Annotated in this window: 14 protein-coding genes and 1 pseudogene; 12 read left to right on the top strand and 3 right to left on the bottom strand. The window is 69.1% G+C overall.

Annotated features, from left to right (window positions below; translation table 11 throughout):
- Window positions 1–155 precede the first annotated feature (155 nt).
- The 8 genes and pseudogenes from ACIO52_RS29115 to ACIO52_RS29080 all read left to right on the top strand — a co-directional run bounded on the left by ACIO52_RS29115 (window position 156) and on the right by ACIO52_RS29080 (window position 9,417).
- The gene (locus ACIO52_RS29115) at window positions 156–1,193 is read left to right on the top strand and encodes a branched-chain amino acid ABC transporter permease (RefSeq protein WP_218716851.1); all 1,038 of its coding nucleotides are present in this window, start codon (window positions 156–158) and stop codon (window positions 1,191–1,193) included.
- Window positions 1,190–2,605: a branched-chain amino acid ABC transporter permease gene (locus tag ACIO52_RS29110; protein WP_316574071.1), complete on the top strand. Its 1,416-nt coding sequence runs from the start codon at window positions 1,190–1,192 to the stop codon at window positions 2,603–2,605. The genes ACIO52_RS29115 and ACIO52_RS29110 overlap by 4 nt, the downstream gene beginning before the upstream one ends.
- Window positions 2,602–3,510 (top strand): annotated as a pseudogene (locus ACIO52_RS29105) (ABC transporter ATP-binding protein); the annotation flags it as partial. The gene ACIO52_RS29110 and the pseudogene ACIO52_RS29105, both read left to right, overlap by 4 nt.
- A 189-nt stretch (window positions 3,511–3,699) precedes the next feature.
- A complete protein-coding gene (locus ACIO52_RS29100; protein ID WP_255587159.1) occupies window positions 3,700–4,392 on the top strand; it encodes an ABC transporter ATP-binding protein in 693 nt (230 codons plus the stop codon).
- A 375-nt stretch (window positions 4,393–4,767) separates the two neighbouring features.
- On the top strand, window positions 4,768–7,500 hold the full coding sequence (gene polA / locus ACIO52_RS29095) for a DNA polymerase I (RefSeq protein WP_402648317.1): 2,733 nt from the start codon (window positions 4,768–4,770) through the stop codon (window positions 7,498–7,500).
- A 75-nt stretch (window positions 7,501–7,575) separates the two neighbouring features.
- Window positions 7,576–8,109, top strand: coding sequence for a GNAT family N-acetyltransferase (locus ACIO52_RS29090; protein WP_402648314.1), 534 nt, complete (start codon window positions 7,576–7,578; stop codon window positions 8,107–8,109).
- 33 nt (window positions 8,110–8,142) lie between these two features.
- Window positions 8,143–8,574 carry an SRPBCC domain-containing protein gene (locus ACIO52_RS29085; protein ID WP_402648311.1) on the top strand — a complete coding sequence of 144 codons (432 nt, stop codon included), beginning with the start codon at window positions 8,143–8,145 and terminating at the stop codon, window positions 8,572–8,574.
- A 60-nt stretch (window positions 8,575–8,634) separates the two neighbouring features.
- The gene (locus ACIO52_RS29080; RefSeq protein ID WP_402648308.1) at window positions 8,635–9,417 is read left to right on the top strand and encodes an acyl-[acyl-carrier-protein] thioesterase; all 783 of its coding nucleotides are present in this window, start codon (window positions 8,635–8,637) and stop codon (window positions 9,415–9,417) included.
- 10 nt (window positions 9,418–9,427) lie between these two features.
- Here ACIO52_RS29080 and ACIO52_RS29075 read toward each other — a convergent pair whose 3' ends face one another.
- Entirely contained in the window at window positions 9,428–9,739 is a 312-nt protein-coding gene (locus ACIO52_RS29075) for a DUF6191 domain-containing protein (protein WP_218716659.1), read from the bottom strand.
- 346 nt (window positions 9,740–10,085) lie between these two features.
- On the opposite strand from ACIO52_RS29075, the gene ACIO52_RS29070 reads away from it, so the two are divergent.
- Window positions 10,086–10,508: a 2-keto-3-deoxygluconate kinase gene (locus ACIO52_RS29070; RefSeq protein ID WP_218716660.1), complete on the top strand. Its 423-nt coding sequence runs from the start codon at window positions 10,086–10,088 to the stop codon at window positions 10,506–10,508.
- Between the two features lie 66 nt (window positions 10,509–10,574).
- On the opposite strand, the gene trxA is transcribed toward ACIO52_RS29070, so the two are convergent.
- Window positions 10,575–10,946 (bottom strand): thioredoxin, encoded by a 372-nt coding sequence (trxA, locus tag ACIO52_RS29065; protein WP_218716661.1) that lies wholly within the window; start codon window positions 10,944–10,946, stop codon window positions 10,575–10,577.
- 49 nt (window positions 10,947–10,995) lie between these two features.
- Window positions 10,996–11,496 carry a 2'-5' RNA ligase family protein gene (locus tag ACIO52_RS29060; RefSeq protein ID WP_402648304.1) on the bottom strand — a complete coding sequence of 167 codons (501 nt, stop codon included), beginning with the start codon at window positions 11,494–11,496 and terminating at the stop codon, window positions 10,996–10,998.
- Window positions 11,497–11,580: 84 nt separating this feature from the next.
- Between ACIO52_RS29060 and ACIO52_RS29055 the strand changes: the two genes are divergently transcribed.
- From ACIO52_RS29055 to ACIO52_RS29045, 3 genes are all read left to right on the top strand, one after another.
- Window positions 11,581–12,660 (top strand): isocitrate/isopropylmalate dehydrogenase family protein, encoded by a 1,080-nt coding sequence (locus ACIO52_RS29055; RefSeq protein ID WP_402648301.1) that lies wholly within the window; start codon window positions 11,581–11,583, stop codon window positions 12,658–12,660.
- Between the two features lie 126 nt (window positions 12,661–12,786).
- Window positions 12,787–13,692 (top strand): ABC transporter substrate-binding protein, encoded by a 906-nt coding sequence (locus ACIO52_RS29050; protein WP_402648298.1) that lies wholly within the window; start codon window positions 12,787–12,789, stop codon window positions 13,690–13,692.
- A 1-nt stretch (window position 13,693) separates the two neighbouring features.
- On the top strand, window positions 13,694–14,632 hold the full coding sequence (locus ACIO52_RS29045; RefSeq protein ID WP_402648296.1) for an ABC transporter permease subunit: 939 nt from the start codon (window positions 13,694–13,696) through the stop codon (window positions 14,630–14,632).
- Window positions 14,633–14,650: the final 18 nt, after the last annotated feature.

Raw genomic sequence — 14,650 nt, 5'->3', positions numbered from 1 at the left:
CGCCCGCCCCGCCGCCCCCTCCACGGGGGGGGCGGGCGGGGCCCCGCCCCAAACAACCATTTTGTGGTTGCCCCCTCCCCCGCCCCCCCCCCGTGGGGGGGGGGGGGGGGGGGCCCCCCCCCCCCCCCCACCGCTCGCCTGACGCGAGAGAAATCATGACATCAGCGGCTTCGCTCGGTGTGACCCTGTTGGCCGAGGGGTCCATCGATTTCAACGTCTCCGGGGTGATCGACCAGTTCTGGCGATTGACCGTGGACGGTCTCACCTACGGGTCGATCTACGCGTTGGTCGCGGTCGGCTACACGCTGGTCTACGGCGTCCTGAGACTGATCAACTTCGCCCATTCCGAGATCTTCATGCTCGGCATGTTCGGCACCTATGTGGGACTGGAGCTGCTCGGCTTCGCCCCCAGCGGCAACGCGTACTCCCAGGGTGTGCTGCTCACGGTGGTCTATCTCGGTCTGGCGATGCTGTTCGGCATGCTGGTCTCGGGCATCGCCGCGGTCGGCCTGGAACGAGTCGCCTACCGGCCGCTGCGCAGGCGCGGAGCCAAACCCCTGGCCTTCCTGATCACCGCGATCGGCATGTCGTTCGTGATCCAGGAGTTCGTCCACTACATCCTGCCCAAGATCAAGCCCGGCCTCGGCGGCTCCAACGCCCAGACCGGCATCCGGCTGGTGGAGCCGAAGGTACAGTTCACCTTCCTCGGCGCGCAGGTGACCAATGTGGCGCTGGTGATCTTCGCGGCGGCCATCGTGCTCGCCGTCACCACCGAGATCGTCATCAACCGCACCAAGTTCGGCCGCGCCATCCGCGCGGTCGCCCAGGACCCCGACACCGCGACCCTGATGGGTGTCTCGCGCGAGCGGGTCATCGTGCTGACCTTCCTCATCGGCGGCCTGCTCGCCGGCGCGGCCGCGATGCTGTACACCCTCTACATCCCCACCGGCATCATCTTCTCCGGCGGCTTCATCCTCGGTATCAAGGCGTTCAGCGCCGCGGTGCTCGGCGGCATCGGCAACCTGCGCGGCGCGCTGCTGGGTGGCATGATCCTCGGCGTCGCCGAGCAGTACGGACAGATCCTGTTCGGCAACGAATGGCGTGACGTGGTCGCCTTCGTCCTGCTGGTGACGGTGCTGATGTTCCGGCCGACCGGCATCCTCGGCGAGAGCCTGGGGAGGGCGCGCGCATGACCGACACGACGAAAACCCCGGTGAAGAACCAGGATCGGCACGGCCTCGGCGACGCGATCCGCGACTGGTGGGACGGGCTCTCGCGGCCGGGCCAGTGGGCCGTCGGCGTGCCGATCATCGCCGTGCTGGCGATCCTGCCGCTGTACCCGCCCCCGCTGATCGACACCCCCGGCGTGAGCTTCGGCGGCGTGATGGCGCAGTTCGCGATGTACGCGCTGATCGCGATCGGCCTGAACGTGGTCGTCGGCCAGGCCGGCCTGCTCGACCTCGGCTATGTCGGCTTCTACGCCGTCGGCGCCTACACGGTCGGCCTGCTGACCAGCCCGAACAGTCCGTGGAACCAGACCGACGGCGGCTGGCTCAATCCCAGCTGGGCGTGGCTGGCCTGCCTGCCGATCGCAGTCGCGCTGACCGCCTTCGCCGGCCTCGTGCTCGGCGCGCCGACACTGCGCCTGCGCGGTGACTACCTGGCGATCGTGACGCTGGGCTTCGGTGAGATCGTGCGCCTGATGGCCGACAACCTCGAGGAACTGACCAACGGCAGCCTCGGCCTGTCCAAGATCGCCTACCCGCAGGTCGGCGAATCCGAAGCGCATCCCGGTGGCTACTTCTCCCCGGGCAACCTCGGTGATCCCGACAGTGCGAATCCGTTGCAGCGGGCCAACAACGGCACCTGGTGGTTCTGGCTCGGCATGGCGCTGGTCGTCGTGGTGCTGCTGGTCATCGGCAACCTCGAGCGCAGCCGCGTCGGCCGCTCCTGGGTCGCCATCCGCGAGGACGAGGACGCCGCCGAGATCATGGGCGTGCCGACCTTCAAGTTCAAGCTGTGGGCCTTCGTGATCGGCGCGTCCGTCGGCGGTCTGTCCGGCGCCATGTACGCCGGTCAGGTCACCTACGTCAACCCCAAGCAGTTCGACATCATCTTGTCGATGCTGTTCCTGTGCGCGGTGGTGCTCGGCGGTTCGGGCAACAAACTCGGCGTGATCGTCGGCGCGTTCCTGATCGCCTATCTGCCGATGCGGTTGCAGTCGGTGCAGCTGGTGTCGAGCGAGTCGACCGGCTATCTGCTGCTCGGGCTCGACATCGCGCTGCTGGTCGGGCTGTGGCTGCTGTGGCGGTGGCGTCGCGACGCGCTGGGCGTGTGGGTGCGGCGCGGGGTGATCACGGTCTCGATCCTCGCGGTGGTCTTCGGGCTGCTGCTGTTGGGTAGCGTGCTGCTCTACCGCAAGGGCGGCGCGCAGAATCTCGGTGACCTGAAGTACCTCTACTTCGGCATCGCGCTGGTGGTGATGATGATTCTGCGGCCACAGGGTCTGTTCCCGGTGCGGCAGAAACTGCTCACCTACGGCAGACAGGTGTACCAGGCGGTCGTGCGCAAGCCGGCGGCCGAACCGATCGGAGCAGGGCGATGACGGGGCCGGGCGCGGGAGACGCGCTGTACGACAACGAGGACATGTCGGCCGGGTACAAGCCCGCGCCGGAGGTCGAACCGGCGGGCGAGGTCGACGTCACCGCGGTGCTGCCCGCCCTGGGCGACGCGGAGACCGTGGCCGATGTGGTCGCCCCGCACCGCGACATCGAGACCGCGGTGGGCGAACCGCTGCTGCGCACCGACGGGCTGACGGTGAAGTTCGGCGGCCTGACCGCGCTCGACAGCGTCAGCTTCGAGATCCGCCGCGGCGAGATCCTCGGCCTGATCGGCCCCAACGGTGCCGGAAAGACCACCTGCTTCAACGCGATCACCGGCGTCTACAAGCCGGCCGGTGGCAGCGTGCACTTCGACGGGCGGCCGCTGGCCAAGACCAAGCGCAACGAGATCACCCGCCTCGGCATCGCGCGCACGTTCCAGAACGTGCGGCTCTTCGGCGAGATGACGGCGCTGGAGAACGTGGTCGTCGGCACCGACGCCCGGCACAGCACCTCGGTGCCCGGCGCGGTGTTCCGCACGCCCAAGCACCGCCGGGAGGAACGCGACGCGATCGAACGCGGCATGGCGCTGCTCGAGTTCGTCGGCATCGCGCCGCGAGCGGTGGAGAAGGCCCGCAACCTGTCCTACGGTGACCAGCGCAGGCTCGAGATCGCGCGAGCGCTGGCGACCGAGCCCAAGCTGCTGTGCCTGGACGAACCCGCCGCCGGCTTCAACCCCAGCGAGAAGTCGGCGCTGATGGAGCTGATCCGCAAGATCCGCGACGACGGCTACACCGTCCTGCTGATCGAGCACGACATGCGCCTGGTGATGGGCGTGACCGACCGGATCGTGGTGCTCGAGTTCGGGCGCAAGATCGCCGACGGCCTGCCCGCCGAGGTCCGCGAGGACCCGGCCGTGATCGCCGCCTACCTCGGTGTGCCGGACGCGGACACCATCGAGGAGGTCCGGGACGGAGCCGGCGCCGCCGCCGTGGCCGAAGCCGCGCACACCCGGGCACCGGACACCGTGGTGGCGGCGGCGCGGGAGGAACCCGAGGTCGTCGCCGACCAGTCGGTGCCGCTGCTCGAGGTGCGCGACATGGTCGTGAACTACGGCAGAATCGAAGCGCTGCACGGGATCTCGCTGTCGGTCGAACAGGGCGAGCTGGTGACGTTGCTCGGTGCCAACGGCGCCGGCAAGACCACCACCATGCGCGCGCTGTCGGGCCTGCTGCCGCTCACCTCGGGCCGGATTCTGTTCGAGGGCAAGGACATCACCACGATGAAGGCCCACGACCGGGTGGTCCAGGGCCTGATCCAGGCGCCGGAGGGCCGCGGGGTGTTCCCCGGCATGACCGTGGCCGAGAACCTCGACATGGGCTGCTACGGCAGGCCGTTCGAGCAGAAGGCCGAGTACCAGCAGACGCTGGACTGGATCTTCGAGCTGTTCCCGCGGCTGGCCGAGCGGCGCAAGCAGGTCGGTGGCACCCTCTCCGGCGGTGAGCAGCAGATGCTGGCCATCGGCCGCGCCCTGATGGCCCGGCCCAAGCTGCTGCTGCTCGACGAACCGTCGATGGGTCTGGCGCCCATGGTGATCCAGCAGATCTTCAAGATCATCAGCGAGATCAACCGCCAGGGCACCACGGTCCTGCTCGTCGAGCAGAACGCTCAGCAGGCCCTGACCCGCAGCGACCGCGCCTACATCCTGGAAACCGGTGAGGTCACCAAGACCGGTGCGGGCGCGGCGCTGCTCACCGATCCCGCCGTCATGTCCGCCTACCTCGGGCACTGAGTTGCTGGAGCGCTGGCGCGCTCGAGTCGCGGCCTCTCGGTCCCGCCGATCGGGCACCGTTGCTTGCTCCTTCGTCGCCTACGCAACGGCGCCCGATCGGCGGGACGGCCGCGACCCGCCGCTGCGCGGCGGGGCCCTCCTCGGGGTCGGGCCGTGGTGGCGGGGCAATGATCGGTGCGGTGCGGTGCGGTGCGGTGCGGTGCGGTGCGGTGCGGTGCCGGCGCGGCGCGGGGCGGGGCGGGGCAGTGCGGCGCGGGCGGGGCGGTGGCAGTAGTCGGTGCGGTGGCGGTGGTCGGTGCGGCGGCGGGGGTGTGGTTCCTGCGATCGGCGCGGCGGCGTTCGCCCGTGTCGGTGGTGGTCCCTACACTCATCCGGGTGAGTTCACCGACGACTGCTCAGGCATCGACAACGACCACCGTCTCCGGGGGTGAGCGGCCGACGCTGCTGCTCCTGGACGGGCACTCGCTGGCCTACCGCGCGTTCTTCGCGCTACCGGCGGAGAACTTCAAGACCGTCACCGGGCAGACCACCAACGCGGTGTACGGCTTCACCTCGATGCTGATCAATCTGCTGCGCGACGAGAAGCCCAGCCACGTGGCCGCGGCATTCGACGTGTCCCGCAAGACCTTCCGTACCGAGGCGTACCCAGAATACAAGGCCAACCGCAGCGCGACGCCCGACGAGTTCCGCGGTCAGGTCGAACTCACCAAGGACGTGCTGGGCGCGCTGGGTATCCCGGTGATGGCGATCGACGGCTACGAGGCCGACGACGTGATCGCCACGCTCACCACCCAGGCCGTCGCCCAGGGCTACCGGGTCTTCATCGTCACCGGTGACCGCGACGCGATCCAGCTGGTCAACGACGACGTCACCGTGCTCTACCCACGCAAGGGCGTCTCCGACCTCACCCGCTTCACCCCGGCCGAGGTGGCGGCCAAGTACGGTCTGACCCCGGCCCAGTACCCCGACTACGCGGCGCTGCGCGGCGACCCCAGCGACAACCTGCCCGGCATCCCCGGCGTCGGCGAGAAGACCGCGGCCAAGTGGATCCGCGAGTACGGCGACCTGGCCACCCTGGTGGACAAGGTCGACCAGGTCAAGGGCAAGGTCGGCGACTCACTGCGCGCCAATCTGTCCAGCGTGGTGCTCAACCGCCAGCTCACCGAGATGGTGCGCGAGGTGCCGCTGCCCTACACCCCCGACCAGCTGGCCCAGGCGCCGTGGGACCGGGAGAAGATCCACCAGCTCTTCGACGACCTGGAATTCCGGGTGCTGCGCGACCGGCTGTTCGAAACCCTCGGCTCCGCCGAACCGGAGGCGGAAGCGGGCTTCGAGATCAGCGGCGCCGCCCTCGAGCAGGGCGCGGTCGCCGACTGGCTGGCCGAGCATGCGAAAGCCGGTGTCCGCCACGGTCTCTCGATCGTCGGCACCGGCACCCCGGTACACGGGGACGCCCGCGCGCTGGCCATCGCGGCCGCCGACGGTGAGGGCGGCTATATCGACCTCACCGCGCTGAGTACCGAGGACGAGGCGGCCCTGGGCGCCTGGCTGGCCGACCCGGCCGTCCCCAAGGCGCTGCACGAGGCCAAGGCTGCCCAGCACGCGTTGCGCGGGCGCGGCCTCACCCTGGCCGGGCTCACCAGCGACACCGCGCTGGCCGCCTACCTGGTCCGCCCGGGCCAGCGCAGCTTCAACCTCGACGACCTGTCCCTGCGCTACCTCAAGCGCGAACTGCGCGCCGAGACCGGCGACTCGGGTCAGCTCTCGCTGCTCGACGACGAGGACACCGTCGCCGCCGACATCGCCCGCGAGGAGATGCTGCGCGCCCGCGCGGTCGCCGACCTGGCCGAGGCCCTGGACCAGGAACTGGCCCAGATCGAGTCGACCGCGCTGCTGCACGAGATGGAACTGCCCTTGCTCGGCGTGCTCGGTACGCTCGAGGAGGCGGGCATCGCCGTCGACGTCGACCAGCTCGAATCGCTGCAGCGTCAGTTCGCCGACCGGGTCACCGAGGCGGCCAACTCCGCCTACGAGGTGATCGGCAAGCAGATCAATCTCGGCTCGCCCAAGCAGCTGCAGGTGGTGCTGTTCGACGAGCTCGACATGCCCAAGACCAAGCGCACCAAGACCGGTTACACCACCGACGCCGACGCGCTGGAGTCGCTGTTCGAGAAGACCGGCCACGCCTTCCTCGAGCACCTGCTCGCGCATCGCGACGCGACCAGGCTCAAGGTCACCGTGGACGGCCTGCTCAAGTCTGTCGCCGACGACGGACGCGTGCACACCACCTTCAACCAGACCATCGCCGCCACCGGCAGGCTCTCCTCGACCGAGCCGAACCTGCAGAACATCCCGATCCGCACCGACACCGGCCGCCAGATCCGCGACACCTTCGTCGTCGGTCCCGGCTACGCCGAGCTGATGACCGCCGACTACAGCCAGATCGAGATGCGCATCATGGCGCACCTGTCCGGCGACGCGGGCCTGATCGAGGCGTTCAACTCCGGCGAGGACCTGCACACCTTCGTGGCGTCGAAGGCCTTCGACATCCCGCTGTCGGAGGTGAACCCGGAGATGCGCCGCCAGATCAAGGCCATGTCCTACGGTCTGGCGTACGGCCTGAGCTCCTACGGCCTCTCGGCCCAGCTGAAGATCAGCACCGCCGAGGCCAAGGAGCAGATGGACGTCTACTTCGACCGCTTCGGCGGCATCCGCGATTACCTGTCGGAGGTCGTCGACGAGGCCCGTAAGGTCGGTTACACCCAGACCCTGTTCGGTCGTCGCCGCTATCTGCCCGACCTGGATTCCAGCAACCGCCAGCGCCGCGAGGCCGCCGAGCGGATGGCGCTCAACGCGCCGATCCAGGGCACCGCGGCCGACATCATCAAGGTCGCGATGATCAACGTGCAGACCGCGATTCGCGCGGCGGGCCTGCGCTCCCGGATGCTGTTGCAGATCCACGACGAACTCGTCTTCGAGGTCGCCGAGGGTGAGCGTGAAACGCTGGAAGCCCTTGCCCGGGAACAGATGTCGTCCGCTATCGAGCTCTCGGTTCCGCTGACGGTCTCGGTCGGCACCGGACGCAGCTGGGATTCGGCGGCGCACTGAACGCGGTCACCCGGCGCGGCGCCACGGCGAGGTGACGCGGTGGCGCCGCCGTGACCCGGTCGGCAGAATGACCGGATGCTGATTCGACCAGGGGGAGTCGCCGACGCGCCGGCCGTCGCCACCTTGCACACCGCCAGCTGGCGGGTCGCCTATGCCGGGATGCTGCCCGCGGAGTATCTGGCGGGGCCGATGCCCGCCGACCTGGCCGCACGCTGGCGGACGATCCTGGTCGACGCGCTGACGCCGGGGTTGCTGGTGGCCGAGGACGACGGCGAGCTGGTGGGGTTCGTCTACCTGCGCCCGATGCCGGACGGTCGCGTGCTGCTGGACAACCTGCATGCCCGGCCGGGCCTGCTCGGCCGGGGGATCGGTACGGCCCTGATCGAGGCGGGCCTGGCCTGGTCGGCGCGGGAGTTCCCCGATCGGCCGGTCTACCTGGAGGTACTGCGCGCCAACACCGCGGCGATCGCCTTCTACGAGCACCGCGGCTGGCAGCGCACCGACGCCGGGATCGCGCGGTTCGACGCCGGCTTCGCGGTGCCGGAATACGAGTACACCTGGCGACAGGTGGCGCCTTTGTCCAAGACGTCGCCGACCGCGCGGTCGTAGGGTGGTGAGGGTAGACCGAAGGAGTTGAGTGCTATGACCGGATTCGTCGCTACCGCCGATACCGAGATCACCGCCTCGCCCGACCGGGTCTGGGCCGTGCTGACCGACCCGGCGCAGATCCGCCGGTTCATGTTCGGGGCCGAGGTGTCGACCGACTGGCTGCCGGGCAGCCCGATCACCTGGACGGGTGAGTACGAGGGCACCGCGTACGAGGACAAAGGGGAGATCCTGGCCGTCGAGCCCGGCCGACTGCTGAAACTCACCCACTACAGCCCGCTCAGCGGCGCGCCCGACCGGCCCGAGAGCTATCACACGCTCACCTACGAGCTGACCGGCGTCGCGACCGGAACCCACCTGTCGCTGAGTCAGGACAACAACGCGAGCCCGGCCGAGGCCGAGCACGCCCGCGCGATGTGGGCCGGCCACGTCGACGGGATCAAGCAGGCCGCCGAGGGGGCGGAGTAGTCCCGGCCCGGCCGGAGATGCGTCCTCGGTTCGCGCGCGAGGTATGGCAGCATCGGCGGTATGAGCGCCGATGTCATCGCGACCCCGCTGCCCGAGTGCCCCGACATCACCTGCGCCTTCGCGGCGTCGTGGCCGGTGCGTCTCGGCGATACCGACGGGCAGGACCGGCTGCGGCTCGACGCGGTGGCCCGGTATCTACAGGACATCGGGTTCGACCACCTCGACGCGGTCGAGGACGGGGACGCCCATCAGGCGTGGATCGTGCGGCGCACCGTGATCGATGTCTACGAGCCGATCGAGTTCGGTGACCGCGTGCAGCTACGCCGGTGGGCCGACGCGCTGTCGAATCGCTGGTGCGACATGCGGATTCAGCTCAAAGGCGAGCGCGGCGGGCACATCGAGGCCGCGGCGTTCCTCATCCACATCGACCCCGTGGCCGGACGGCCCGCCCGGATGAGTGACGCGTTCATGGCGCCCATGCTGGCCAGCACCACCGAGCACCGGCTGCGCTGGCGGGCCGCGCTGAGCGAACTCGACGACCTCGATGTCGAGGCGGTGCCGTTCCCGCTGCGGGTGACCGACGTGGACCGGCTGGGCCATGTCAACAACGCCGTCTACTGGGAAGCCGTGGAGGAGGCCCTCGCCGCGCACCCCGACCGGCACGAACTGCCGTACCGGGCGATCGTCGAGCACGTCGGCCCGGTGATGGCGGGCGACAAGGTGGTGCTGCGCACGAGTCCGCGTCCCGACGGGCTGCGTCTGCAGGTCGACGTCGACGGTTCGGCGCGGGCGCTGGCCGTGGTCGAGCGGTTGGCTGATGACCGGAAACCGTTGGGGGACTAGCGAATACGGGTCACTCGCCGCGAACGACGAGGGTGGCCGAGCCACCGGTGAGGTCCACCCGATCCCGGGGCGGCGCGCCCTCCGACGGCGTCTCCCGGTGCATCAGGGTGCTCTGCCGCTGCTCGAACTCGTGCTGCTTGGATCCCTGGAACATCGCGGTCAGATGTTCGAACCCGGTCGCCGCCACCGCCGGGCCGGTGCGCTTGCGGGTCCAGGGGAGTATCCGGGTGCCGGTGAGCCGGTTGACGACCACTTCCACCAGCGCCAGCAGGACCAGCAGCGCCGCCAGCCCGGGGATCGTCATCGCGAAGACCGTACCCATGCGACCACGGTACCGGGCGCCGAGCGCGTACGCGCTGAGCTGCGGTGATGGTACTCACGAGTAGACACGTCGAGGCGGAAAGCAAGTTGCGGTTTCGCGACGATCGCCCTATCCTCGATTCCGTGCCGAATCCCGCCGACCGCTTTGCCGCGCTGCTAGTCGCTGACCGCGACCGCGCGGCCGCTGCTGCGCAGACCGCGCAGGCAGCCACACGGCAGATTCTTCTCGTAGTAACCCGCCGTAGCGGGGTCTGATTCGGACCGGCCCCCTCGCTGCGGGCTGATTTTCATTGTTCTGCTGGTCCCACCTGCCAACGAAGACGATCTTCGGGAAGACCTCACCTGCAATGACACTGCTGACACTGGACCGTGCCCTGTTCGACGCCGCCCCCAAGGGGCTGCGCGCCGAGACCATCGACCTGACTCCCGCCCAGTTCCTCGACCGGTACACCCGGATCGACGGACCGATCACTCTCGGCGAATTCACCTGTTCCGGAACGGATTTCACCGCCACCCTGGAATTCGCCGACCATCTGCGCACCGTCATCGCGGCCGGTAGCCCGGTCGCCGCCATGACCTCGGCGCTCTACGACGAGGGCTACCCCCTCGAGATCCTGCAGTTCCATCAGCGCCGCACCGCCGAGGGGATCGCCACCTTCGTGCAGTGCGAGTTCAACGGCAAGCGCGGCTGGGCCGCGGCCATGCGCGCCGATGCCGCCGAGTCGAGCGTCCGCGCCATGATCGCGGGTCTCAACCTGCTGGCCGGCTGAGCCGACGAGCACGTCCGGGTCCGTTCACCTCACCCGAGGTGAACGGACCCTTCGCGTAGGCGGCGCCTATTCGGCGGGAGTGGACTGCTCGGCGATCTGCTTGCGCACCTCGTCCATGTCCAGGCCCTTCACCTGGGTCACCAGGTCCTCGAGCGCGGCGGGCGGCAGCGCGCCCGGCTGGGCGAACACGAGCACGCCCTCGCGGAAGGCCATGATGGTCGGGATGGACTGGATGTTCGCGGCGGCCGCGAGTCCCTGCTCGGCCTCGGTGTCGACCTTGCCGTAGACCACATCGGTGTGCTTGTCCGAGGAGGCCTCGTAGGTCGGCGCGAAGCTGCGGCACGGTCCGCACCAGGAAGCCCAGAAATCGACGAGGACCACGTCGTTTCCGGTGATTACTTCGTCGAAGTTCTGCTGGGTCAGCGTCTGGGTGGCCATGACGTCCCTTCCTTGTCGGTGTCCTCGGCTGTAACGCCGTGGCGTCCCTCTATCTTCCACCGGCCACGAGGCGCTCTTGGCGTGCCTCCCCGTCCCAGCGGCGAATGCCCACCACAACGGTGGAAAAGTCGTGGTCGGTGGCCACCGCGCCGATCGCCGCGCCGAGCCGGTCCGGCGGCACCCGGCGGGCCAGCGTGACGTGTGGGGTCCAGGCGTTCGGCGCCATGGTCGCGGGGACGCCGGGACAGGGCGCCACCAGGTGGTGGACCCGGCGCTGGAGGGCGAGCAGATCCTCGGTGACCACGACGGGTCGCACCAGGATCGGCCTGCGGGCCCCGAAGACCAGCAGTCCGCCCAGCGTGATCGGCAGCGGCCGGAACTCGATGCCGGCCAGTGCGTGGTCGATCCGGGGCCAGATCTCGCGCGCCACGGCGACGGTGACGTGCGGCCGATGGGTCGCGCCGCGGGGACTGCCGATCCCGGCCTCGGCCAGCACCGCCCACTGCCGCCGGATCTCGGCCTCGCCGTGTTCGTCCAGGAGCAACTCCACCGACTGCACCATGATCTGCAGAAAGTAGTCGCTCCCGCGTGTCCCCGTGGCCGACTCGGTCCGGTCAGGCGCGAGGATGGACGCGTGAACGGTGCGAAGGCGAGCCTGCGGCTCGGTGTGATCGACGGAGACGGAATCGGCCCCGAGGTGGTCGCCGCGACGCGAGCGGTCGTCGACGAGGCGATCGGCGCGGCCGGTCGCGGCCCGGTGGAGTGGGTGCCGCTGCTGATGGGCCACGACGCGATCGCGGCCTACGCCGACCCGCTGCCCGAGCAGACGCTGGTCGCGCTCGAGGACCTCGACGCGTGGATCCTCGGCCCGCACGACAACGCCTCCTATCCCACCGACATGCGGGTCGCGCCCGGCGGCACTATCCGCAAACGGCTCGGTCTCTACGCCAACATCCGGCCCGCCGCCGCGTTCGCCGGGGTGCGGGCGAGCGCGCCCGACATCGACCTGGTGATCGTGCGGGAAAACAGCGAGGGCTTCTACGCCGACCGCAACATGTTCGCCGGATCGGGGGAGTTCCGCCCCACCCCCGACGTGGCGATGGCGGTCGCGGTGATCACCCGGCAGGCCTGCGAGCGGATCGCGCACCAGGCGCTGCGGCTGGCCCAGGGCAGGCGCAAGCGGGTCACGGTGGTACACAAGGCGAACGTGCTGCCGATGACGACGGGCCTGTTCCGCGACGTCTGCTACGAGGTGGCCGCGCGGTACCCGGACGTGCGGGTCGACGACGAGCACGTCGACGCGATGGCCGCGCACCTGGTGCGCGCGCCCGGCGAGTACGACGTGATCGTCACCGAGAACCTGTTCGGCGACATCCTCTCCGACCTCGCGGGCGAGTTGGCCGGCTCGCTGGGCATGGCCGCCTCCCTGAACTGCTCCGACACCAAGGCGATGGCCCAGGCCGTGCACGGCGCCGCGCCCGGCCTGGCGGGCCGCAATCGCGCCAATCCGGCGGCCCTGCAACTGTCGGCGGCGATGTTGTTGCGGTGGTTGGCCGTTCGCGACGACGACCGTGCGCTGCACGACGCCGCCGAGCGGATCACCCGCGCCGTCGCGGCCACGCTGGCGGCCGGGATCGCGACCGCGGATCTGGGCGGCCTGGCTTCGACCAGCGAATTCACCGAGCAGGTCAGAGCGCGCGTGCACCGGAGGTGAAGGGACCCCTTTCACATTGGCTGATTAATCTTCGGTTACTGTCGCACCACGCTGTGTCCGGTTCGCATACATTGCCAAACAGGCGCTGACACGTGGCCGGCGTCGACGTGAAATGTGGAGGCTCCTTTGTCTGTTCGTATTGTTCTCGGCCGCAGCGCCGCGCGGCTGTTGTGTACCGCGGCCGCGGGTGCGCTGGTGTTGACCGGCTGTGCCGACAACACCGAGGGCGACACCGCCGAGGTGACCAAGGTTTCGGTGGAGAAGGTCGACGCGCTCGCCGCGGCCGTTCCCGACAAGGTGAAGCAGGCAGGCAAGCTGGTGGTCGGCGTCAACGTGCCGTACCAGCCCAACGAGTACAAGGACGCGAGCGGCAAGATCGTCGGCTTCGACGTCGATCTCCTCGACGCCGTGGCGACCACCCTCGGACTGAAGGTCGACTACGTCGAATCCTCGTTCGAGAAGATCATTCCCGCGATTCAGGCCGGCACCTACGACGTGGGTATGTCCTCGATCACCGATTCGCGCGAACGCGAACAGCAGGTCGATTTCACGACCTATTTCTCCGCGGGCATCCAGTGGGCCCAGCAAACCGGTAAAGCCGTCGATCCGAACAATGCGTGCGGCAAGAAAGTCGCCGTACAGTCCACTACGGTCGAGCACACCGACGAGATTCCCGCCAAGAGCGCCAAGTGCGTCGCCGAGGGCAAGCCGGCCATCGATATGAAGGCCTTCGACGAGCAGAGCGCCGCGACCAACGCGCTGGTGCTGGGCCAGGTCGACGCGATGTCGGCCGACTCCCCGGTGACCGCCTACGCGATCAAGCAGAGCGAGGGCAAGATCGAGGCCGCGGGTCCGCTGTTCGATTCCGCGCCCTACGGCTGGGCCGTGCAGAAGGGCTCGCCCCTGGCGGCGGCCCTGCAGAAGGCGCTGCAGCACCTGATCGACAACGGCAAGTACGGCGAGATCACCACGAACTGGGGTGTGCAGGACGGTCAGATCAAGACCTCGGTGATCAACGGCGCAGTGAGCTGACGTGACCGAGCGCAACGACGTGGTGGAGGTGCCCGGACCGGGCACCGAACCCGAACCGATCACAGCGGTCCCGCTGCGCAGGCCGGGTCGCTGGATCGCGGCGGCAATCATCCTGATCCTGGTGGGATTGTTCGTCTACGGCGCGGCCACGAATCCCGCCTACCGGTGGGACACCTACGGCAAGTACCTGTTCGACAGCCGGATCACCGCGGGTGCGCTGGTGACCCTGGAACTCACCGTGCTCGCCATGGCGATCGCGGTGGGCCTGGGCACCGTGCTGGCGGTGATGCGGCTGTCGCCGAACCCGGTGCTGCGGACCACCGCGTGGGTGTACCTGTGGATCTTCCGCGGCACCCCGGTCTTCGTGCAGTTGGTGTTCTGGGGCCTGGTGCCCTCGCTCTACAAGCAGATCGACCTCGGCGTGCCGTTCGGTCCGCAGTTCTTCCACCTGGACGTGCAGCATCTGCAGGCGGCGTTCTTGTTCGCGGTGATCGGCCTCGGTCTCAACGAGGCCGCCTACATGGCCGAGATCGTGCGCGCTGGCATCAACTCCGTGGGTGAGGGCCAGCGCGAGGCCTCGGTGGCGCTGGGTATGTCGTGGACGCAGACGATGCGCCGCACGGTGCTGCCCCAGGCGATGCGGGTGATCATCCCGCCCACCGGTAACGAGCTGATCGGCATGCTCAAGACCACCTCGCTGGTCACGGCCATCCCGCTCAGCACCGATCTGTTCGGCCGCGCACGCGACATCTACGGCGTGAACTTCCAGCCGATCCCGCTGCTGCTCGTCTGTGCCACCTGGTACCTGGCGATCACCAGCGTCCTGATGGTCGGGCAGTACTACTTGGAGCGCTACTACTCGCGCGGTGCCACCCGGCAGCTGACGGCCAAGCAGCTCGAGGAACTGGCCACGGCGCAGGCGGCGGTGAAGGCGAAATGAGCGAATCAGCAGTGACGA

It is taken from the genome of Nocardia sp. NPDC087230, from assembly GCF_044744725.1.
GTDB classification, from domain to species: Bacteria; Actinomycetota; Actinomycetes; order Mycobacteriales; family Mycobacteriaceae; genus Nocardia; species Nocardia canadensis.
This window is presented reverse-complemented; position numbering and strand designations above follow the sequence as displayed.

Bases quoted from the DNA above. Each gene is read 5' to 3' on its own strand.
- ACIO52_RS29110 (WP_316574071.1), top strand. From the start codon at position 1,190: ATGACCGACACGACGAAAACCCCGGTGAAGAACCAGGATCGGCACGGC.
- ACIO52_RS29080 (WP_402648308.1), top strand. From the start codon at position 8,635: ATGAGCGCCGATGTCATCGCGACCCCGCTGCCCGAGTGCCCCGACATC.
- ACIO52_RS29100 (WP_255587159.1), top strand. From the start codon at position 3,700: ATGGTCGTGAACTACGGCAGAATCGAAGCGCTGCACGGGATCTCGCTG.
- ACIO52_RS29090 (WP_402648314.1), top strand. From the start codon at position 7,576: ATGCTGATTCGACCAGGGGGAGTCGCCGACGCGCCGGCCGTCGCCACC.
- ACIO52_RS29085 (WP_402648311.1), top strand. From the start codon at position 8,143: ATGACCGGATTCGTCGCTACCGCCGATACCGAGATCACCGCCTCGCCC.
- ACIO52_RS29070 (WP_218716660.1), top strand. From the start codon at position 10,086: ATGACACTGCTGACACTGGACCGTGCCCTGTTCGACGCCGCCCCCAAG.
- trxA (WP_218716661.1), bottom strand. From the start codon at position 10,946: ATGGCCACCCAGACGCTGACCCAGCAGAACTTCGACGAAGTAATCACC.
- ACIO52_RS29075 (WP_218716659.1), bottom strand. From the start codon at position 9,739: ATGGGTACGGTCTTCGCGATGACGATCCCCGGGCTGGCGGCGCTGCTG.
- ACIO52_RS29115 (WP_218716851.1), top strand. From the start codon at position 156: ATGACATCAGCGGCTTCGCTCGGTGTGACCCTGTTGGCCGAGGGGTCC.